The 19,097-nt window shown below is 73.5% G+C and carries 19 protein-coding genes; 13 read left to right on the top strand and 6 right to left on the bottom strand.

The genetic code is table 11. From position 1 onward, the window contains the following. Positions 1 to 2: 2 nt before the first annotated feature. Positions 3 to 1,160 carry a glutamate 5-kinase gene (gene proB / locus GA0070624_RS00975; protein ID WP_091335756.1) on the bottom strand — a complete coding sequence of 386 codons (1,158 nt, stop codon included), beginning with the start codon at positions 1,158 to 1,160 and terminating at the stop codon, positions 3 to 5. Positions 1,161 to 1,173: 13 nt separating this feature from the next. Here proB and GA0070624_RS00970 point away from each other — a divergent pair, with 13 nt between their 5' ends. The 4 genes from GA0070624_RS00970 to GA0070624_RS00955 all read left to right on the top strand — a co-directional run bounded on the left by GA0070624_RS00970 (position 1,174) and on the right by GA0070624_RS00955 (position 5,017). Further along, the gene (locus GA0070624_RS00970) at positions 1,174 to 1,488 is read left to right on the top strand and encodes an MGMT family protein (RefSeq protein WP_091335754.1); all 315 of its coding nucleotides are present in this window, start codon (positions 1,174 to 1,176) and stop codon (positions 1,486 to 1,488) included. A 32-nt stretch (positions 1,489 to 1,520) separates the two neighbouring features. Then, on the top strand, positions 1,521 to 3,017 hold the full coding sequence (locus GA0070624_RS00965; RefSeq protein WP_425413481.1) for an MFS transporter: 1,497 nt from the start codon (positions 1,521 to 1,523) through the stop codon (positions 3,015 to 3,017). A 27-nt stretch (positions 3,018 to 3,044) separates the two neighbouring features. Further along, on the top strand, positions 3,045 to 4,526 hold the full coding sequence (locus GA0070624_RS00960) for a pyridoxal phosphate-dependent decarboxylase family protein (protein WP_091335753.1): 1,482 nt from the start codon (positions 3,045 to 3,047) through the stop codon (positions 4,524 to 4,526). Positions 4,527 to 4,705: 179 nt separating this feature from the next. Next, the gene (locus GA0070624_RS00955; protein WP_091335751.1) at positions 4,706 to 5,017 is read left to right on the top strand and encodes a hypothetical protein; all 312 of its coding nucleotides are present in this window, start codon (positions 4,706 to 4,708) and stop codon (positions 5,015 to 5,017) included. Between the two features lie 418 nt (positions 5,018 to 5,435). On the opposite strand, the gene GA0070624_RS00950 is transcribed toward GA0070624_RS00955, so the two are convergent. Then, positions 5,436 to 6,686: a hypothetical protein gene (locus GA0070624_RS00950; RefSeq protein WP_091335749.1), complete on the bottom strand. Its 1,251-nt coding sequence runs from the start codon at positions 6,684 to 6,686 to the stop codon at positions 5,436 to 5,438. Continuing rightward, positions 6,679 to 7,245 carry a SigE family RNA polymerase sigma factor gene (locus tag GA0070624_RS00945; protein ID WP_176731546.1) on the bottom strand — a complete coding sequence of 189 codons (567 nt, stop codon included), beginning with the start codon at positions 7,243 to 7,245 and terminating at the stop codon, positions 6,679 to 6,681. Before GA0070624_RS00945 ends, GA0070624_RS00950 begins: the two co-directional genes overlap by 8 nt. A 125-nt stretch (positions 7,246 to 7,370) precedes the next feature. Here GA0070624_RS00945 and GA0070624_RS00940 point away from each other — a divergent pair, with 125 nt between their 5' ends. After that, positions 7,371 to 7,940 carry an NADH-quinone oxidoreductase subunit B gene (locus tag GA0070624_RS00940; protein WP_091335747.1) on the top strand — a complete coding sequence of 190 codons (570 nt, stop codon included), beginning with the start codon at positions 7,371 to 7,373 and terminating at the stop codon, positions 7,938 to 7,940. 36 nt (positions 7,941 to 7,976) lie between these two features. After that, positions 7,977 to 9,293, top strand: coding sequence for a DUF2252 domain-containing protein (locus tag GA0070624_RS00935; protein ID WP_091335746.1), 1,317 nt, complete (start codon positions 7,977 to 7,979; stop codon positions 9,291 to 9,293). A gap of 11 nt (positions 9,294 to 9,304) precedes the next feature. Here the strand turns inward: GA0070624_RS00935 and GA0070624_RS00930 are convergent, their stop codons facing one another. Next, the gene (locus tag GA0070624_RS00930) at positions 9,305 to 10,348 is read right to left on the bottom strand and encodes a glucose 1-dehydrogenase (protein ID WP_091335744.1); all 1,044 of its coding nucleotides are present in this window, start codon (positions 10,346 to 10,348) and stop codon (positions 9,305 to 9,307) included. Between the two features lie 73 nt (positions 10,349 to 10,421). Continuing rightward, entirely contained in the window at positions 10,422 to 11,822 is a 1,401-nt protein-coding gene (gene lpdA / locus GA0070624_RS00925; RefSeq protein WP_091335741.1) for a dihydrolipoyl dehydrogenase, read from the bottom strand. Positions 11,823 to 11,950: 128 nt separating this feature from the next. Here lpdA and GA0070624_RS00920 point away from each other — a divergent pair, with 128 nt between their 5' ends. Next, positions 11,951 to 12,787 (top strand): NADH-quinone oxidoreductase subunit C, encoded by an 837-nt coding sequence (locus GA0070624_RS00920; RefSeq protein WP_091335739.1) that lies wholly within the window; start codon positions 11,951 to 11,953, stop codon positions 12,785 to 12,787. Next, positions 12,787 to 13,749 (top strand): NADH-quinone oxidoreductase subunit NuoH, encoded by a 963-nt coding sequence (nuoH, locus tag GA0070624_RS00915; protein ID WP_091335738.1) that lies wholly within the window; start codon positions 12,787 to 12,789, stop codon positions 13,747 to 13,749. The genes GA0070624_RS00920 and nuoH overlap by 1 nt, the downstream gene beginning before the upstream one ends. 91 nt (positions 13,750 to 13,840) lie before the next feature. Here the strand turns inward: nuoH and GA0070624_RS00910 are convergent, their stop codons facing one another. Further along, positions 13,841 to 14,887: a glutathione S-transferase family protein gene (locus tag GA0070624_RS00910; RefSeq protein WP_091335736.1), complete on the bottom strand. Its 1,047-nt coding sequence runs from the start codon at positions 14,885 to 14,887 to the stop codon at positions 13,841 to 13,843. A 105-nt stretch (positions 14,888 to 14,992) separates the two neighbouring features. Between GA0070624_RS00910 and GA0070624_RS00905 the strand changes: the two genes are divergently transcribed. The 5 genes from GA0070624_RS00905 (at position 14,993) to GA0070624_RS00885 (ending at position 19,044) form a co-directional block, all read left to right on the top strand. Further along, positions 14,993 to 15,415 (top strand): ester cyclase, encoded by a 423-nt coding sequence (locus GA0070624_RS00905; protein WP_091335734.1) that lies wholly within the window; start codon positions 14,993 to 14,995, stop codon positions 15,413 to 15,415. A gap of 65 nt (positions 15,416 to 15,480) precedes the next feature. Then, a complete protein-coding gene (locus GA0070624_RS00900) occupies positions 15,481 to 16,062 on the top strand; it encodes a NuoI/complex I 23 kDa subunit family protein (protein WP_091335732.1) in 582 nt (193 codons plus the stop codon). Beyond that, positions 16,059 to 16,706, top strand: a complete 648-nt coding sequence (locus GA0070624_RS00895; protein WP_245718606.1) for an NADH-quinone oxidoreductase subunit J family protein — start codon at positions 16,059 to 16,061, stop codon at positions 16,704 to 16,706. Before GA0070624_RS00900 ends, GA0070624_RS00895 begins: the two co-directional genes overlap by 4 nt. After that, complete coding sequence (nuoK, locus tag GA0070624_RS00890; RefSeq protein WP_091335730.1) at positions 16,703 to 17,113, top strand: NADH-quinone oxidoreductase subunit NuoK; 411 nt, start codon at positions 16,703 to 16,705, stop codon at positions 17,111 to 17,113. The genes GA0070624_RS00895 and nuoK overlap by 4 nt, the downstream gene beginning before the upstream one ends. After that, positions 17,110 to 19,044, top strand: coding sequence for an NADH-quinone oxidoreductase subunit 5 family protein (locus GA0070624_RS00885; RefSeq protein WP_091335728.1), 1,935 nt, complete (start codon positions 17,110 to 17,112; stop codon positions 19,042 to 19,044). The genes nuoK and GA0070624_RS00885 overlap by 4 nt, the downstream gene beginning before the upstream one ends. Positions 19,045 to 19,097 lie beyond the last annotated feature (53 nt).

Genomic DNA, 19,097 nt, shown 5'->3' with positions numbered 1-19,097 from the left:
CCTCACAGCAGTACGAGGTCGTCGCGGTGGACAACCTCCCGTTCGTACGCCGGGCCGAGCGCCGCGGCGAGTTCCGAGGTGGAGCGGCCGAGCAGTCCCGGCAGCTCCACCGCGTCGTAGTTGACCAGCCCGCGGGCGACCGACGCGCCCTCGGTGTCCACCAGGTCCACCGGGTCCCCGGCTGTGAACGCGCCGTCCACCGCGGTGATCCCGGCGGGGAGCAGCGACTTGCGCCGGCCCACCACGGCCTGCACCGCCCCCGCGTCCAGGTGCAGCCGGCCGCGGGGCGTGGTGGCGTGGGCCAGCCAGAAGAGCCGGGCGGCGGGGCGCTGCCGTTCCGGGTGGAAGAGCGTGCCGACCGGCTGGCCGGCGAGCGCCTCGGCGGCCAGCGGGGCCGCGGTGAGCACTACCGGGATGCCGAAGCCGGTGGCGATCCGGGCCGCCTCGACCTTGGTCACCATGCCGCCGGTGCCGACCCCGGCGCGCCCGGCCCCGCCGATGTCGATGCCGACGAGATCCGCCTCGCCGTGCACTTCGGCGATCCGGTGGGACGCCGGGCGGGCCGGGTCACCGGTCCAGAGCGCGTCCACGTCCGACAGGAGAACCAGGAGGTCGGCGTGGACCAGCGCGGCCACCAGCGCGGCGAGCCGGTCGTTGTCGCCGAACCGGATCTCCTCGGTGGCCACCGTGTCGTTCTCGTTGACGATCGGCACCGCCCGCAGGTCGAGCAGCTTGCGCAGGGTCCGGTACGCGTTGCGGTAGTGCACTCGCCGGGTCACGTCGTCGACGGTGAGCAGCACCTGCCCGACGGTGCGGCCGTGCCGGGCGAAGCTGGTCGCGTACCGGCCGATCAGCAGGCCCTGCCCGACGCTGGCGGCGGCCTGCTGGGTGGCCAGGTCGCGCGGGCGTCGGGGGAGGCCGAGCGGGGCGAGGCCGGCGGCGATCGCGCCGGAGGAGACCAGCACCACCTCGCGCCCGTCGGCGGCCAGCGCGCCGAGCGTGTCCACCAGCTCGTCCACCCGGGCGTCGTCGAGCCCGCCCGCCGCCGTGGTCAGCGAGGACGAGCCGATCTTGACGACGATCCGCCGGGCCGTCGTGACTGCTTCGCGCACCCGACCATTCTGCGCGGTCGGGTCCGCCGCACCCGCCAGCGTTCCCATATCGTGGCAGCTCGTGACACCTGACGAGTACGTCGAGGCGGTGCTCGACCTGGTCGAGCGGATCCCGCCGGGCCGGGTGATGTCGTACGGGGCGGTGGCCGACGCGCTGGCCGAGCGTTCGGGACGGTCGTCGGCGCGGCTGGTCGGCTCGATCATGGCACGGCACGGGGGCGGGGTGCCCTGGCACCGGGTGGTGAACTCGGCCGGCCGGCTGCCCCCGGGGCACGAGATCGAGGCGCGGGCCCGGCTGCGGGCCGAGGGCTGCCCGTTGCGCGCCTCCGGGGTGGACATGGCGGCGGCGGCCTGGTCGCCCGACGAGGGGATATGACCCGGGCCATAGCCTGAGTAGCATTCCGCGCCATGGACGTGCCGGAGAGGTCGTCGAATCGCGCCGCCGGTCCGTCCCGGGCCGAGGCGCCCGCCGTGCCCGGGCCGCGGGTCACCGCCGACCCGGTCGGGCGGGTTCCGGCCGCCGGCCCGATGCCGCCGGACCGCCTGCCACGCCGGGTGCACGCCGGCTACGCGCTGGGGTCGCTGGCCACCGGCGCGTTCGGGACGGTGCCGGGGCTGCTCCTGCTGCCGTACCTGACCGACACGCTGGGCGTGGCGGCGGGCGTCGCGGCGCTGCTGGTGCTCCTGCCGAAGGCGTGGGACGTGCTGATCAACCCCGTGGCCGGGCGGATCTCCGACCGCACGCGGTCCCGCTGGGGCGCCCGCCGTCCGTACCTGCTGGTCGCCGGGCTGGCGCTGGCCGTGCTCTTCGCTGGCATCTTCGCCGCCCCGTTCGGCGCCGGGCCGGCTGCCGGGGCGTACGTGGCGGTGGCGTTCCTGGCCACCGCGACCGCGTTCGCCTTCTTCCAGGTGCCCTACGTAGCCATGCCGGCCGAGCTGACCGACGACTACGCGGAACGTACCGGGCTGATGAGCTGGCGGATCGCGGTGCTGGCGCTGGCCATCCTGGTCTCCGGTGCGGTGGCGCCGATGGTGGTGACCATCGGCGGAGAGGGCGTGGCGGGGCACCGCTGGATGGGGCTCTTCGTCGCCGCGCTGATCATGGCCGGCGCGGTCGGCGCCTTCCTCGGCACCCGGTCCGCCCCGACCGGCGCGGTCGGGGAGAGCGAGCCCAGTCTGCGGGCCCAGCTCGCGGTCGCTGGCCGGAACCGGCCCTTCCGGGCCCTGCTGGTCTGCTTCGTGGTGCAGTCCGCCGGCGTGGCGACGATGCTGGCGGGGGTCAGCTACTTCGCCGACCAGGTGCTGCGCGACCCGCAGACCGGGCCGACCCTGCTCTTCGCCTGCTTCGTCGGGCCGGCCCTGCTGGTCATGCCGCTCTGGACCCGGGTCGGCGCCCGGATCGGGAAGCTGGCCGCCCTGGTCGCCGCGTCGGTGAGCTTCGCGCTGGGCGCGGCGGCCCTGGTTGCCGCGCCCGCGGCCCCGGCCGCCGCGGTCTACCCGCTGGTGGCGTTGGTCGGCGTCGGGTACGCCGGCCAGCAGGTCTTCGCGCTGGCCATGCTCCCGGACTGCATCGCGTACGACACAGTGCGCACCGGTCGGCGGCAGGCCGGCGTGCTCACCGGCCTCTGGACGGCGGGGGAGACATTCGGGCTCGCCCTCGGCCCCGGCATCTACGGCCTGGTCCTCCAGCTCACCGGCTACACCTCGTCGTCCACCGGAGTGGCGGCCGCCCAGTCCGGCACCGCCCGCCTCGGCGTCCTGCTCGGCTTCACCGTCCTCCCCGCCCTCTTCGTCGCCGCCCCGCTCCCCCTGCTCCGCGCCTACCACCTCACCCCCCGCCGCCTCGCGGCCGCCGTCTCCCACCGCGTCGATCATGGAGTTGTGGCGGGGGATGAAAGCCGCTGACCCGTACGAGAAGGGCGCCACAAGTACATGATCGACGAGGAGAGGGCGGGCGCGTTGCCCGTGGAGGGAGTGCCCGCGGAGCAGGTGTTGGACGAGATCCGGGGGCTGCGGGCGGGGGACCGGCCGACCCACGGCGGACGGTTGTTCGCGTACGTGTACGACCCGGGGGTGCCGGGGCTGGACGAGCTGGCTGCTGCCGCGTACGCGGAGGCCGCACACGTCAATGGGCTCGACCCGACCGCCTTCCCGTCCTTGCTGGCGATGGAGAATGCCCTGGTCGCAGCGGCCGCCCGGCTGCTCGGGGGTGGGCCGGGGACGAGCGCACCGGCGGTGGTCGGCAGCGTCACCGGCGGCGGGACCGAGTCGCTGATCCTGGCCGTGAAGGCGGCCCGGGACGCCCGGCCAGAGCTCGTCGAGCCCCGGATCGTGGTGCCGGTCAGCGGGCACGCCGCCTTCGCCAAGGCGGCCCACTACCTGGGGGTGGCGCTCGACCCGGTGCGGGTCGACCCGGCCACCCTGCGCCCGGCCGCCGCCGACGTGGCCGCCGCGATCCGCCCGGAGACGGTGCTGGTCGCCTGCTCCGCCCCCTCGTACGCGCACGGCGTGGTGGATCCGGTCGCGGAGATCGCGGCCGTCGCGGCGGCCGCCGGGGTGCGCTGCCACGTGGATGCCTGCTTCGGCGGCTGGACGCTGCCCTGGCTGCGGCGGCTCGGCGAGCCGGTGCCGCCGTTCGACTTCACTGTCAACGGGGTCACCTCGATCTCCGTGGACCTGCACAAGTACGCGTACGCCCCGAAGGGGGTGTCGGTGCTGCTGCACCGGGATCCCGCGCTGCGTGCCCCGCAGTACTTCGCGTACGCCGACTGGCCCGGGTACACGATGGTCAACCCGGTGATCTCCTCCACCCGCTCCGGCGGCCCGATCGCCGCCGCGTACGCCACACTGCGCCACCTTGGCGAGGACGGCTACCTGGAGCTTGCCCGGCGGACCCGGGACGCGGTCCGCGCCCTCGCCGAGGCGGTCGCAGATGTGCCGGGGCTGCGGTTGATGGCCGAGCCGGAGTCGACCGTGGTCTGCTTCACCAGCACGGATCCGGAACTCGACCTCTTCGTGCTGGTTGACGAGCTGACCGCGCGCGGCTGGCACACCCAGCCCCAGCTCGCGTACGCCAACCTGCCGGCCAGCGTGCACCTGACGGTGACCGCGGCGGTGGCGCCCCGGGTGGCCGAGTTCGGGCCGGACCTGGCCGACGCCGCGTCGGCGGCCCGGGTGGCCGGGCCGGTGCGGCTCCCGCCGGAGCTGCTGGCCCTGGCCGGGAGCCTGACGCCGGAGGCGCTCACCCCCGAGCTGATCGCCGGGCTGGCCGCCGGCCTCGGCCTCGGCGGCGGTCCCGGTCCGCTGCCGGACCGGATGGCGTCGGTGAACGCGCTGCTCGACGCCGCGCCGGTGCGGCTGCGGGAACGGCTGCTGGTGGAGTTCGTCGGCCTGCTCCAACGCCCGACGTGGTGACCCCTGGCGACGAAGGCCCGGAACCGCGGCGGTTCCGGGCCCTCGCGTTCGGGAGGCGATCGAGCGACCGCCGTCAATCGACGTATGTACCAATATACATGGATAAATGGAGGTTATGGGGCATCCCCATCGTGCGTAGCGTTCCTGCCAACGGAACGACCGACACGGGAGGAAACGAAATGAACGTACGGAAGATCGCCATCGCCGGAGCGGTGAGCCTGGCGGGTCTGGCCCTCGGCCTCGGTGGCGCGGCCGCCGCCGTCTCGGCGATCGGCCCTGGCCCGACGGTCGCCGACCCGATCGGCCCCGGCCCGGGCGTCGTGACGGCCTGGATCGGTCAGACCGTGGCGAAGGCGGCGATCGGGCCGGGCCCGTCGATGCTGACGGCGGCGATCGGGCCGGGCCCGTCGATGCTGACGGCGGCGATCGGGCCGGGCCCGTCGGTGCTGACGGCGGCGATCGGCCCGGGCCCGACCGTCGACCAGGCGTGACACCTCGCGTCGCCCGGCCGGGATCCTCCGGCCGGGCGACGCCGTCTCGTGGGTCACCCCGGCGTCCACCGCGCTGATCGGAGCGGTGCATCGTCGTCTGTCGGTGGTGGACCGGCTCCGTGCGGGACCGACCGGCAGCCCTGGAGGCGATGTCGCATTCGGCCGGGCGGCGGGCGCAGGGCCGCGGCCCGGCCGGTATCGGGCCGGCCGGGCCGGGCCAGTGCCGAGGCGGCGCCCCGGCGGCACGGAACTGGTCGGCCGTCGGCCCACCTGCTGACGGAGCCCCCGCCGCAATCCCGGCGAGGTGGCGCCGTCAGCCCCCGTTTGTGCGCCCCGAGCCGCCGAGTATCGACCGCTTGGCGAACAAACACGTCCGTTGGCGTCTCCTGGTTGCGGCGGGAGCCGGGAAAGTTCCGGATCATCCGCCGAAGGAAACCTCCACATTGAGCGTCGTGGCCGTGCCCGGTACCGCCGACCCGGTCTCCCCTTGGCCGGCCTCGACGATCACCGTCAGCTCGTGATCCGGCCCGTCCGCCACGGTCGTGAACGGCAATTCCACCTCACCCTGCCCGCCCGCCTCCACCGGCTGGGCCAGGCAGGTGATCCGGTTTCCGTTGCGGAAGAAGTTCCAGCAGCTCTGCGCCAGCGCCTCCGCGAGCTGGTCGTCGCCATTGGCTACGTAGCTCACCATCGGGTACTCGACGGCACTCCTGCTGGTGTTCTCGAACGTGACGGAGGTGCTACCGCCACGCCGGCCGCCCGCGTCGCGCGGCCCGTACACCACGTTCGACGCGAGGACGGCGAACACCGGCGGTGCCGACGGCCTCGGTGGGGCGGTGACCGCGCCGCCGGTGCCGCCCGCGTTCGAGGTGGGGGAGAAGCTCAACGGCCCGTCCGTCTGCACGAAGTCGCTGCCGTTCCACCGGAAGCCGCGCCATTGTCGGTGCGACTCGTCCGGAACCCTGCCGTCGACCGGGACCACGTCCGTCACCTCCACCCGGACCAACCCGTCCGGACGGACGCTGAGCGAGTACAACCACTCCGGCTTCTCCTGATCCGACCGGAAGATCCGGCCGAGCACGACGACCCGCCCGGCCGCATCCCGGTCGAACGCCACCACCTGCTCGGGATAACTGCCCTTGCTGACCAGGCAGCGGATCAGGGCGACGGGCTCCTTCACCCCGTCCCGGTCGACGTCGCCGTAGGCACCGACGAAGCCCGAGAGGATGACCTCCCCGGGCCGACCCGGTGGATCGGTCAGGGGGGTGGGACCCGACGCGCACGGCGCGCCCGCGGGCCACTCCGGCACGTCGACAGTGGCGGCGAGCAGGTCGGCCCGGCTGATCGGCCGCTGCGCCCCGCCGGTCGCGGTGGGGGAGGGCATGGGCGTGGCCGTCGCGGTCGGAGATTCGGTGTCCGTCGGGACCGGGGGCAGGGTCCCGGTCGGCGTGGGTGGCCGGCCCTGGTCCCGCCCGATCGTCGCCCAGCCGACCACCGGGATGGTGAGGGTGAGCACCGCCACGGCGGCGGCCGCTGCCGCCGAGCGTCGGCGGCGCCGACGGGCCGTCTCCCGTGCGGCGGTAGGCCCCGCCGGGTGGACGGCCGGCAGCAGGGTTTCGCGGTACGCCGAGAACTCTCCGCCGAGCAGCGCGTCGTCGGGCTCAGCCATGGTCGGTCACCTCGTTCGTGGTGCTCAGATGGTTGGCCAGCGCCGTGCGGCCGCGGTGCAGCCAGGACTTCACCGTTCCCATTGCCACCTGTTCCTGCTTGGCGATCTCGGCGACGGACAGATCGGCCAGGTAGTGCAGCACCACCGCCCGGCGATGGTGCGCGGGCAGCAGCGCCAGCGCCGTGTGCAACGCCACCCGGTCGGGGCTGGGACCGGGGACGTGCTCCTCGCGCTGACGCCGCAGGAACGACTGTGCCGTTCGCAGGCGCCGCCACCGACTCGTGGCGAGGTTCCAGGCGACCCGGCGGACCCAGGCCACCGGGTCGTCGTACCGGGAAACTTGCGACCAGCGGACGAAGGCGCGGCAGAATGCCTCCTGCGCCAGGTCCTGGGCCAGCGAGAGGTCGCCGCAGTACGCGGTGAGCGGCACGGTCAGCGAACGGAAGTGTGCGTGGTACACCTGGTCGAAGTCGGCCGGCTCCTCCGGGTCGCCGCTGGGCTCGTGCCCGACCGCATCCGGCGGGGGTTCGTCGAGCAACGCGTCGATGCTCACCGTCACCTGCCACCTCCCCGTGCGGACCGGTAACTCTTCCTCACACGCCTCGAGACCCGGACCGGTTGCGCTGATCGCTCCACCAGTCCTGTGGTTCACTGTCAGATCGGAGACAGCGAGGGAGGCCTGACGTGCAGTTGCCGGCCGTGCTCGGCGAGCCGATCCGGTTCGTGCTGAACTGGGGGCGCCGCTACTCGCTCTGGGTGTTCAACTTCGGGTTGGCCTGCTGCGCCATCGAGTTCATCGCCACCAGCATGGGTCGGCACGACTTCATCCGGCTAGGGGTCATCCCGTTCGCCCACGGTCCACGGCAGGCCGACCTGATGGTGGTCTCCGGCACGGTCACCGACAAGATGGCGCCGGCGATCAAGCGGCTCTACGACCAGATGCCGGAGCCGAAGTACGTCATCTCCTTCGGCGCCTGCTCCAACTGTGGCGGCCCCTACTGGGACTCGTACTCGGTGACCAAGGGGGTCGACCAGCTCATCCCGGTCGACGTCTACGTGCCCGGCTGCCCGCCCCGGCCGGAGGCGCTGCTGCACGGCATCCTGCGCCTGCAGGAGAAGATCGCCGCGGAGCAGTCCGGCCTCGGCGGGGTGACCCGCCCGGACCGGCTGGCCCCGCCGGCGGACGCCGCCGGGACCGCTCCGCGCCCGGTCGAGTCGCTGACCGCGCCACCGGTGCGTCCCCCGGCCGGCTGAGGTGACGGGTGGCGATCGGGGGCTAGCCTGCGGATCATGACCGAGTCCGTGGACAGGCGCTCCGCTTTCATCATCGACGTGCTGACCGAGGAGTTCGGCACCTCGATCGCGCGGGACCCGGCCGCCTTCCGGCGCAAGTTCCGCAAGATGGCCGCCTCCCCGTTCGCTTTCTACCGGGGCAGCGCGTCGCTGTTCTACGCCGACCAGCGCGGCGACTTCGCCGACGACCGGTTCCTCGACGACCGGACCAGCCGGGTCTGGATCCATGGCGACCTGCACGCGGAGAACTTCGGCACCTACATGAGCGGCTCCGGGCAGTTGGTGTTCAACGTCAACGACTTCGACGAGGCGTACGTCGGGCCGTTCTCCTGGGACCTGAAGCGCTTCGCGGCCAGCGTTGCGCTGCTCGGCTACGCCAAGGCGCTCTCCGACCAGGTCATCGGCGACCTGGTCGCCGGGTTCGCCCGGTCGTACCTGACCGAGCTGCGGGCCATCGCCGCCGGCGGGGACGACGCGATCGGCTCGATCACGCTGGACAACGCCGACGGGGTGCTGCGCCGGGTGCTCCAGCAGGCCCGGCTCAACACCCGGGTCGACCTGCTCGCCACGCAGACCAGCATCGACAACTACGAGCGCCGGTTCTCCCTGCGCGACGGGGTCTTCGAGATCGACCGGGCGGTCCGGGACGAGGTCTGCGGCGCCTTCCAGGAGTACCTGGGCACCCTGCCGCAGGCCACCGCCCGGCTCCGCCCCGTCGAGGCGCGGATCAAGGACGTGGTGCTCCGCAAGGGCGTGGGGATCGGCTCGGCCGGCCTGCCGTCGTACAACCTGCTGCTGGAGGGGCACACCCAGGCGCTGGAGAACGACGTGGTCATCTACATGAAGCAGGCCCAGGTGCCGGCGGTGGCGCGGTACATCGACGACGAGGGGGTCCGCAGCTACTTCCAGCACCAGGGGCACCGGACCGCCGAGTCGCAGCGGGCGCTGCAGGCGCACGCCGACCCGTGGCTCGGCTTCACCGAGCTGGACGGGGTCGGCCAGCTCGTCGCCGAGGTCTCCCCCTACGCGGCGGACCTGGACTGGGCCGACGTCAACGAGCCGGAGGAACTGGCCGGGGTGATCACCGACCTGGGTCGGGCGGTGGCCCGGATGCACTCGGTGGCCGACGACGAGTCCAGCCACGACCTGGTCGACTACTCCACCGAGGAGGCGATCGTGGCCGCGGTCGACGCCGACGCGGACGGCTTTGTCGGCTACCTGGTCGACTTCGCGCACGCGTACGGGCTGCGCGCCCGGGAGGACCACCAGCTCTTCGTGGACCTGTTCCGCAACGGCCGGCTGCCCGGCAGCTGACCGTCGAGCCGTCAGGCGGTGAAGTCCAGCACCACCTTGATGTCGTTCTCCTGGGCGGTGTAGGCCGAGGCGTACTCCGCCACCGGTACCCGGCGAGTGATCAGCGCGGTGAGCCAGGAGTGATCGGCGCGGTCCAGCGCCGCGGCGGCCAGGTCCCAGTGCCGGCGGTTGGCGTTCACCGACCCGAAGACGACATTGTTCTCCAGCACCAGGGTCCGGTTCAGTGCCCCGGCGTCGAAGTCGATCGTCCGCCCGCCGGAGACCCCGGCGAGGCAGACGATGCCGTTCGGCGCGGCCTTGCACATCACGGCGAGCACCACCACCGGCGCGCCGGTGCATTCGACCACCACGTCCGGTTCGAAGTCCAGGTCCTCGACCGGCACCGAGTGGTAGGTCGCGCCGAGCGCCCTGACCAACTCGGGTTTCGGGCCGCTCTTGGCGAGGTCGAGCACGTGCACGGAGAGCCCGCGCTGGACGCCCAGCAGCGCGGCGAGCAGGCCGATCGGGCCGGCGCCGGTGACCAGGACGGTCTGCGGCTGCCACTCGGCCCGGTGCCCGATCCGCTCGATGTGGTCCCACGCCTTGGCGACCACGGTGGTCGGCTCCAGCAGCATGCCCACGTCGGCCAGCTTCGGAGGCAGCCCGACCGCGAACCGGGGTTCCAGCCGCCACCGGTCCCGCGCGAAGCCGGGCAGTGCCTTGATGCCGTGTTCCGTGAACCGCCCGTTGCGGCACATGTCCCACTCGCCGACCGCGCAGTTGGGGCAGGGCACCGGGTCCGGGTGCCGGACGATCCCCGCCACCAGGTCACCCGGTCGCAGCGTGCCGGACGGGTCCTCCAGCACCCGCCCCAGCGCCTCGTGCCCGAGCACCAGGCTGTCCTCGCCGGGCGGCGCCTGGCCGAACTGCCCGGCGATGATCTCGTGGTCGGTGCCGCAGATGCCCACGGCAATGGCCTCGACCAGCACGTCGCCCTCGTCCGCGGCCGGCTCCGGCCAGTCCGGAACGCATCGCAGCGAGTTCGGGGTGCCAGGTGTGACGGTGACAGCACGCACCCCGTTGATTCTTCCCGCCCGGACGGCCGGCCGCGCGGAAACAGCGCATCCGCACGGCCGACACGCGGGCCACCTACATGTTGATCATGTGCCCGGCGAGCCCGTGCAGGGCGTCCTTGACGGCCTCGCTGAGCGTCGGGTGCGCGTGCACGTTGCGCGCCAGCTCGTGCACGGTCAGGTCCCACTGCTGCGCCAGCGTGAGCTCGGGCAGCAGCTCGGTCACGTCCGGTCCGATCAGGTGCCCGCCGAGCAGCTCGCCGTACCTCGCGTCGCTGATCAGCTTGACGAAGCCCACGGTGTCGCCAAGGCCGTGCGCCTTCCCGTTCGCGCTGAAGGGGAACTTCGCCACCCGTACGTCGTGACCCCGCTCCCGGGCCTGCGCCTCGGTCAGCCCGAAGCTCGCCACCTGCGGCTGGCAGTACGTCGCCCGCGGAATCATGGTGTAGTCCAGCTCCATCGTCTCCGCGCCCGCGATCGTCTCGGCGGCCACGATGCCCATCGCCTCGGCGGTGTGCGCGAGCATCAGCTTCGCGGTCACGTCGCCGATCGCGTACAGGTGCGGCACGCTGGTCCGGCACCGGCCGTCGACGTCGATGGCGCCCCGGTGGGTGAGCCGGACCCCGGTCTTCTCCAGGCCGTAGCCGTCGACCCGCGGCGTGAAGCCGATCGCCTGGAGCACCTTGTCGGCCTCCAGCACCCGCTGCTCGCCACCCTTCGACACGGTCACCCGGACCCGGTCGCCGCTCTCGTCGATCGACTCCACGCGGGTCGACGTGAGCACCTCGATGCCGAGCCGCCGGTAGCGACGGGCCAGCTCGGCGGAGACCTCCTCGTCCTCGAGCGGCAGCATCCGGTCGAGGAACTCGACGATCGTGACCCGTACGCCGTAGTTGTGCAGCACGTAGGCGAACTCCACCCCGATCGCGCCCGCCCCGGCGATGACGATGCTCTCCGGCAGCTCCGGGGCGAGGATCTGCTGCTCGTACGTGACGACCCGGTCGCTGAGCGAGGTACCCGGCAGCAGTCGGGTCGTCGCGCCGGTGGCGATGATGCACTGGTCGAAGGTGACGGTCTCCGTGCCGCCACCGTTGCGGGCCACGGTCAGCGTGTGCGGGTCGGTGAAGCCGGCCCGCCCCTCGTACTCGGTGATCCCGTTCTTCTTCATCAGGTACCGGACGCCCTTGGCGCGCCCGTCGGCGACCTTACGGCTTCGCTCGAAGGCGGCCCGGTAGTCGAAGCTGACCTGTCCGTCGACCTGGATGCCGTACGTCTTCGCCTCGTGGGTGAAGAGGTGGGCGAGTTCGGCGTTGCGCAGCAGCGCCTTGGACGGGATACAGCCGACGTTGAGGCACACCCCACCCCAGTACCGCTCCTCGATGATGGCCGTCGACAGCCCCAGCTGTGCCGCGCGGATCGCGGCGACATAGCCTCCTGGACCGGCGCCGAGCACCACCACGTCAAAGTGTGCAGACATGTCTCGATCCAACGTGCCGGCCGCACCCGCTGTCGATGGCGCTGGTCGGGGTGTGGCGACGATCTCCGTCATGGAGGGGCCCTCCACACGCGAGGTCGGGAATTCGGACGGGCCATAGGATCGGCGGCATGACTGGCGATGAGGTCGGTGCCCGGCTGGCCACCCTGTTGGGCGGGGTCGAGGTGACCGTCAGCCTTTCCGGTGGCCAGGCCCACGCCCGGGCCACCGTCGACGTTCCCCCGGCGAGCTGGCGGGATGCGCTGCGCGCCGCCCGGGACGACACCGAGCTGAGCTGCGACTTCTTCGACTGGCTCTCCGCCGTGGACGAGTTGGCCGACGGCTTCGACATCGTCGCCCATCTCTGGTCGACCGCCCACCGGCACGGCCTGCTGCTGCGCACCCGGGTGCCCCGGGACGCCGCCGTGGTGCCGTCGGTGGTGGCCGTCTTCCCCGGCGCCGCCTGGCACGAGCGGGAGACGCACGAGATGTTCGGCATCGGCTTCGACGGGCACCCCGACCTGCGTCCGCTGCTGCTGCCCCCGGAGTTCGAGGGGCACCCGCTGCGCAAGGAGTTCGTCCTCGCCTCCCGGGTGGCCAAGCCCTGGCCGGGCGCGAAGGAGCCGGGCGAGTCCGAGGCCGGCGGCGGACGCCGTCCCATCCGACCGCCGGGCGTGCCGGCGCCGGGGGAGTGGGGCACCACGCCGACGCCCGGCGGAGCGGCCGGGGTGGGCGAGGGCCCGCGCGGCGGCACTCCCGCCCGCCCGGCCCGGGAGCGCCCGGCTCGACCCGCCCCGGGCGAGCGTGCGGCCCGCCCGGCCCCCGGCGAGCGCCCGGCGCGTCCGTTGCCCGGCGAGCGCCCGACCGGGCCGAGTCGGCCGGAACCGGCGGACGCGGACCGCGAGCGGCGAGCGGCCGGCCAGGAACCGACACCCGGCGAGGAACCGACGTCCGAGGGAGGCAGCTGATGCCCGTCTGGTTGGAGCTGATCCTCCGGGTGGCGGGCGTGCTGGTCGCGTTCCTCACCCTGCCGCTGCTGGTCGGGCAGGCCGAGCACAAGGTCATGGCGCACATGCAGGGCCGGCTCGGCCCGATGTACGCGGGCGGCTTCCACGGCTGGGCGCAGCTGATCGCCGACGGGATCAAGTTCGTGCAGAAGGAGGATGTCACCCCGCGCGACGCGGACCGGCCGGTGTTCCGGCTGGCCCCGGCGGTCGCCCTGGTGCCGTACCTGCTCGCCCTGCTGGTGATCCCGCTCGGCCCGGACGACCTGGTCGGGCAGCCGCTGGACATCGGCCTCTTCTTCGTCCTCGCCGTGGTCGGCATCGGCGTGGTGGCGGTGCTGATGTCGGCCTGGGCCTCGGCCAACAAGTACAGCCTGCTCGGCGGGTTGCGCGGAGCGGCCCAGCTTCTCGGCTACGAGCTGCCGTTGGTGCTGGCGGCCGCGTCGGTGGCGATGGCCGCCGGCACGCTCAGCCTCTCCGGCATCGTCGAGGCGTGGCAGCCCTGGTGGCTGCTCTGGCAGGCGCCCGCGATGGTCGTCTTCTTCGTCGCCGGACTGGCCGAGATCCGGCGGCCGCCGTTCGACATGCCGGTCGCCGACTCCGAGCTGGTCTTCGGCTACATGACCGAGTACACCGGCCTCCGCTTCGCGTTCTTCCTGCTCGCCGAGTACGTCGGCATCGTGGTGATCGCCGCGCTGACCACGGTGCTCTTCCTCGGCGGCTGGCAGGGCCCGTTCGGCGATGACTACCTCGGCTGGCTCTGGACCCTGCTCAAGGTCTTCGCGGTCGCGTTTGTGATCATCTGGCTGCGGGTGTCGTACCCGCGCCTGCGCGAGGACCAGCTCCAGCGCCTCTGCTGGCTGGTCCTGGTTCCCCTGGCCCTCGCCCAGCTCGTCCTGACGGCCGCCGTCCGCCTCGCCCTCTGAGCACCTGCGGCCCGCGGCCGGGAGGGTTGCGGCGTGTCGCGGTATCCGGGCAGGCGGACAGCGCGACATGCCGCAACCGGCGTGAGACCGGTCAGCGCAGCGGGGTGTGGGCGGGGTCGACGCGCTCGGCCGGGGGCGGGGGCGGTGGGGGAGTGCCGTCGCCGAACGGGCGGCCGCCGAGGGCCTCCCGGCCGTGCGGGGTGAGCCAGCCCGACAGGTCGGGGCCGAGGGGGACGATGCCGGTCGGGTTGATGTCGCGGTGCACCTGGTAGTAGTGCCGCTTGATGTGGTCGAAGTCGATGGTGTCGCCGAAGCCGGGGGTCTGGAACAGGTCCCGGGCGTACGCCCAGAGCACCGGCATCTCGGTCAGCTTCTGCCGGTTGCACTTGAAGTGGCCGTGGTAGACCGGGTCGAAGCGGGCCAGCGTGGTGAAGAGCCGCACGTCCGCCTCGGTGATGGTGTCGCCGACCAGGTACCGCTGCCCGGCCAGTCGCTCGCTCAGCCAGTCCAGCCGGTCGAAGAGCCGGTGGTACGCCGCCTCGTACGCCTCCTGGGTGCCGGCGAACCCGCACCGGTAGACGCCGTTGTTCACGTCGGCGAAGACCACCGCGTTGACCTCGTCGATCTCGTCCCGCAGCCGCTCCGGGTAGAGCTCGGGCGCCCCTTCCCGGTGGTACGCGGTCCATTCGCTGGACAGGTCCAGGCTCATCTGCCCGTAGTCGTTGGTGGCCACCTGCCCGCTCGGCACGTCGACGATCGCCGGCACGGTGATGCCCCGGTCGTACTCGGGGAACCGCTTGTAGTACGCGTGGGCCAGCCGCTCGATCCCGAGCACCGGGTCCCGGCCGCCCGGGTCCAGGTCGAAGGTCCAGCTCCGGGCGTCGTGCGTCGGCCCGGCCACCGCCATGGAGATGGCGTCCTCCAGCCCGAGCAGGCGGCGGACGATGACCAGCCGGTTCGCCCACGGGCAGGCCCGGCTGACCGCCAGCCGGTACCGGCCGGGCTCCACCGGCCACCCGTCCCGGCCGTCCGCGGTGACCCGCGTGGCGATGTAGCGCTGGTCCCGGGTGAACTCGCCGCCCGGCTCCACGTACTTCCCGCCGGTCCGGGCCTGGATCTCGTCGCCGGTCTCGCTCACGCCGCCTCCTGCGTTGTCGTCCCGGTCCCATCATGGTCGTTCCGGCGGCTGCCCACAGGCCGAGCCGGTGACTGGGGATTCTTCGCCGGCCGCTACCCTGCCGCGGTGACCGATGTGGAGGCGGCGGCCCGACGCTTCATCGCCGACGTGTGGAACGCCGCGCGCGAGGAGTCGGCGTACGAACTGATCGCCGAGGACTGCCCGGGGCTGGGCGGGACCGGGCCGGCGGCGACGCTGGCCTGGCACCGGGACCGGCGCGGCGCCTTCCCGGACCTGCGCTACAAGATCGTCGAGGTGGTGGCCTCCGGGGACCGGGTGGCGGTGCACTGGCGGGCCGCGGGCACCCAGGCCGGCCAGTTCGGCCCGGTGCCGCCGACCGGCCAGGTGGTCAGCTACTCCGGGGCGACGTTCCTGCGCTTCGACGAGACCGGCCGGATCGTGGACGTGTGGAGCGTCAACGAGCTGTTCCAGCTCCTTCAGCAGCTCGGCGTCGAGATGCTCCCGCCAGCCCCCGGCAACGGCGTCTGATCCACCCGGGCCGATCCGCAGGGTGGTGGTCGCGCGCGCCGGGGGCACAGGGCAGGATGGGCGGCATGACCGAGCGCAGTGGCATTCCCGGCGAAGGGCTGGCGAAGGGGCTGGCGGTCACGTTGCGGACGATGACCCGCCGCTCGACCACCCAGCAGTACCCGGACGTCGCCCCCGAGCTGCCACCCCGATCCCGCGGCGTTATCGCGCTGCTGGAGGAGAACTGCACGGTCTGCATGCTCTGCGCCCGGGAGTGCCCGGACTGGTGCATCTACATCGACTCGCACAAGGAGGAGGTGACGGTGCCCGGCGCCGCCCGCCCCCGCCAGCGCAACGTGCTCGACCGGTTCGACATCGACTTCTCGCTCTGCATGTACTGCGGCATCTGCGTCGAGGTCTGCCCCTTCGACGCCCTCTACTGGTCGCCCGAGTTCGAGTACGCCGAGTACGACATCAAGGACCTGCTGCACGACAAGGACCACCTCGGGGAGTGGATGGGCACGGTCCCGCCGCCGCCGGCGCACGACCGCAACGGGGAGCCGGCCAAGGAGGAGACCTCGGCCGCGCGCAAGGCCACCGCCCCGGCTCGCCCCACCGCGGTACGCCCCGAGCGTGGCCCCGCCGCCGGTGGAGGTACGAACCCATGACCGGGGCGGACGTGCTGCTGCTCGCCCTCGGCGCGGTGGCGGTCGGCGCGGGGGTGCTCGTGGTGAGCACCCGGCACCTGGTCCGGGCCGGTCTCTACCTGGTGGTCTGCCTGGGCGCGCTGGCCGGCGACTACCTGGTGCTCACCGCCGAGCTGGTGGCCTGGGTGCAGGTGCTGATCTACGTCGGCGCGGTGGTGGTGCTGCTGCTCTTCGCGGTGATGCTGACCCGGGCCCCGATCGGCGCCTCGGACGACCTGGACCGGCCCGGCTGGCCGGCCGCGCTGATCGGTGGCGGCAGCGGGCTCGGGCTGGCCGTGCTGCTGGTCGACGCCTTCCGCTGGTCGCGGGTCGACCTGCCCGCCGCAGGCACCGCCGACCGCCTAGGTGAGCAGGTGTTCCGCTCCTGGGTGCTGCCGTTCGAGGTGCTCTCGGTGCTGCTGCTGGCGGCCCTGGTCGGCGCCATCGTCCTCTCCCGCCCGGACATCGGCCGCCGTGCCGGGGCCGCCCCGGCAACGAGCAGGGGCGAGCGGTCCGGGCCCACTGTGGGCGGCACCGGAGTCCCGGTCCCGGCCACCGCAGGCGGGACCGGCGGGCCCGCCCGGGCCGCCGTCGGGACGGCCGCTGACGAGGGCGGGCGCGCGTGAGGCCGGTCATCCCGTACGTCACCGCGGCGCTGCTCTTCGGCCTCGGCGTCTACGGCGTGCTGCGCCGCCGCAACGCGGTGCTGGTGCTGATGGCGGTCGAGCTGATGTTGAACGCGGTTAACCTGATCCTGGTCACGGCGGACACCACGGTCCGGGCGCAGCTGCCGCACGCCGGTCAGGTCTTCGCCCTCTTCGTGATCGTGCTCGCCGCCGCCGAGATAGGCGTGGGGCTGGCCATCGTCCTCCAGCTCTACCGGCTGCGGGCCAGCGTCGCCGTCGACGAGGTGCCGCTCACCGAGCCGCCCGCGCTCGTACCGGTCGGGCGGGCCGCCGGCGCGGGCCGGTCGGCGGAGACCGCCGCGCCGCCGTCGACCGGGCGGACCGCCGAGGGGGAGGTGGACCGGTGATCACGCTGCTCGGCGCGGCGCTGCCGGCCGTACCCCTGCTCGCCGGCCTGCTCGGCCTCCTGCTGCCGCCGTCGCCGCGCGGGGCGGTGACCGGCGAGGACCGGGCGCGGCAGGTGGCCATCGGGCTCGGCGTGGCCGGCGCGGCCACCGCGCTGCTCATCGCGGTCGTCCTGCTGGCCCGGGTCGGCGGCCCGGCGGAGAGTTCCACCACGTGGATCGACCTGGGCGGGCTGCGGGTGACCCTCGGGGTCCGGCTGGACGGCACCGCCGCCCTGGTCGCGGTCGCCGTCGCGGCGGTGGCCCTGGCCGTGCAGGTCTACTCGGTCGCCTACCTGAAGCGCGGCCCGCACGACGGCGTCGAGGTCGACCACCGCTACCCGCCGTACGCCGCCCAGATCAGCCTCTTCACCGCCGCGATGCTGACCGTGGTGGTCGCCGGTGACCTGGTCATGCTGCTGGTCGGCTGGGAGGTGATGGGCCTCTGCTCGTACCTGCTCATCGCCCACGACCGCCGGCTGCCGGAGGCGCCGGCCGCCGCGATGAAGGCGTTCCTGGTCACCCGGGTGGGTGACGTCGGCTTCCTGCTCGGCATCGCGCTGCTCGGCGTCTCCGCGGGCAGCTTCAAGATCGCCGACGTGCTCGCCCACGACCACTCCACCGGTACGCTCACCGCCGCCTGTCTGCTGCTGCTCGCCGGGGTGGCGGGCAAGAGCGCCCAGTTCCCACTGCACACCTGGCTGCCCGACGCGATGGCCGGCCCGACCCCGATCTCGGCGCTGATCCACGCCGCCACCATGGTCGCCGCCGGCGTGTACGCGGTGGCCCGGCTCTACCCGCTCTTCGAGCGGGCGCCGGTCGCGCTGACCGTGCTCGGCGTGATGGCCGCGGTCACCCTGCTGCTGGGCGCGTTCGCCGCCACCGCGCAGGACGACATCAAGCGGGTGCTGGCCTGGTCGACGGTCTCCCAGATCGGCTACATGACCGGCGCGCTGGCGGTCGGCGCGCCCTCGGCGGCGCTGTTCCACCTGCTCACCCACGCCGCGTTCAAGGCGTTGCTCTTCCTCGCCGCCGGCGCGGTCATCCACGCCGTCGGCACCACGCTGATGTCCCGGATGGGCGGGCTGCGGCGGGGCATGCCGGTCACCTTCTGGTGCATGCTGGTCGGTCTCGGCGCCCTCGCCGGGGTGCCGCCGCTCTCCGGCTTCTGGAGCAAGGACGGGGTCCTCGCCGCGGCCGAGGCCGCCGCGCTGGACGGCGCCGGCCCGACGCCCACCTGGGTCGGCTGGCTGGTCTGGCTGGCGGGGCTGCTCGGCGTCGCCGTCACCGCCTGGTACGCCACCCGACTGCTGCTGCGCACCTTCCTCGGCCCCAACCGCATGCCCCTGGTGCACCCGCACGACCCGCCGGCACTGATGCGCTGGCCGGTGCTGCTGCTCGCGGTCCCGGCCGCGCTGCTCGGCCTGGCCGGGTTCTGGGGGCCGTTCATCGATCGGATCTTCGCGCCGGCCAGCCAGGCGGAGCTGACCGACTTCGGCTACTCCCTGGTCCACCTGGGCGCGGCGCTGCTGCTGCCGCTGGCGCTCCTGCTGGCCGGTGCGGGCCTGGCCTGGGCCGGCTGGCGCCGGGACCCGGCCGCCGACCCGGCCCGCTTCCTGGGTCCGTTGCGGCCGGTCTTCGCCCGCGCGTTCCGGCTCGACGACGTCCAGCACGCGCTCGTCGTACGCCCGACGACCGCGCTGGCCCGGGCCGTGCGCACCGGTGACGAACTGGTGGTGGACGGCGTGGTGGAGGGCAGCGGACGCGCCGCGGTGGGTCTGGGCGGTGGGCTGGCCGCGCTGCACCGGGCGGCCCTGCCCCGGGCGGCGGCCGGGGTGCTGGCCGGCGCGCTGCTGATCGGCCTCGCGGTAGCGCTGATCGGAGGGTTGCCGTGAGCGCGAGGAGTGAGCCGGGTTTGCGAGCCCCGCAGTCGCGAGCTGAGGGAGCG

Source organism: Micromonospora rhizosphaerae (assembly GCF_900091465.1).
In the GTDB taxonomy this organism is placed as follows: domain Bacteria; phylum Actinomycetota; class Actinomycetes; order Mycobacteriales; family Micromonosporaceae; genus Micromonospora; species Micromonospora rhizosphaerae.
Note: the sequence above shows the minus strand (reverse complement) of the source record. Positions and strands in the feature narration are given on the sequence as shown.

What these genes read in the sequence shown, in the direction of transcription:
- proB (WP_091335756.1), bottom strand. Translation starts at nt 1,160, where the DNA reads ATGGGAACGCTGGCGGGTGCGGCGGACCCGACCGCGCAGAATGGTCGG.
- GA0070624_RS00965 (WP_425413481.1), top strand. Translation starts at nt 1,521, where the DNA reads ATGGACGTGCCGGAGAGGTCGTCGAATCGCGCCGCCGGTCCGTCCCGG.
- GA0070624_RS00960 (WP_091335753.1), top strand. Translation starts at nt 3,045, where the DNA reads ATGATCGACGAGGAGAGGGCGGGCGCGTTGCCCGTGGAGGGAGTGCCC.
- GA0070624_RS00955 (WP_091335751.1), top strand. Translation starts at nt 4,706, where the DNA reads ATGAACGTACGGAAGATCGCCATCGCCGGAGCGGTGAGCCTGGCGGGT.
- GA0070624_RS00950 (WP_091335749.1), bottom strand. Translation starts at nt 6,686, where the DNA reads ATGGCTGAGCCCGACGACGCGCTGCTCGGCGGAGAGTTCTCGGCGTAC.
- GA0070624_RS00935 (WP_091335746.1), top strand. Translation starts at nt 7,977, where the DNA reads ATGACCGAGTCCGTGGACAGGCGCTCCGCTTTCATCATCGACGTGCTG.
- lpdA (WP_091335741.1), bottom strand. Translation starts at nt 11,822, where the DNA reads ATGTCTGCACACTTTGACGTGGTGGTGCTCGGCGCCGGTCCAGGAGGC.
- GA0070624_RS00920 (WP_091335739.1), top strand. Translation starts at nt 11,951, where the DNA reads ATGACTGGCGATGAGGTCGGTGCCCGGCTGGCCACCCTGTTGGGCGGG.
- nuoH (WP_091335738.1), top strand. Translation starts at nt 12,787, where the DNA reads ATGCCCGTCTGGTTGGAGCTGATCCTCCGGGTGGCGGGCGTGCTGGTC.
- GA0070624_RS00900 (WP_091335732.1), top strand. Translation starts at nt 15,481, where the DNA reads ATGACCGAGCGCAGTGGCATTCCCGGCGAAGGGCTGGCGAAGGGGCTG.
- GA0070624_RS00895 (WP_245718606.1), top strand. Translation starts at nt 16,059, where the DNA reads ATGACCGGGGCGGACGTGCTGCTGCTCGCCCTCGGCGCGGTGGCGGTC.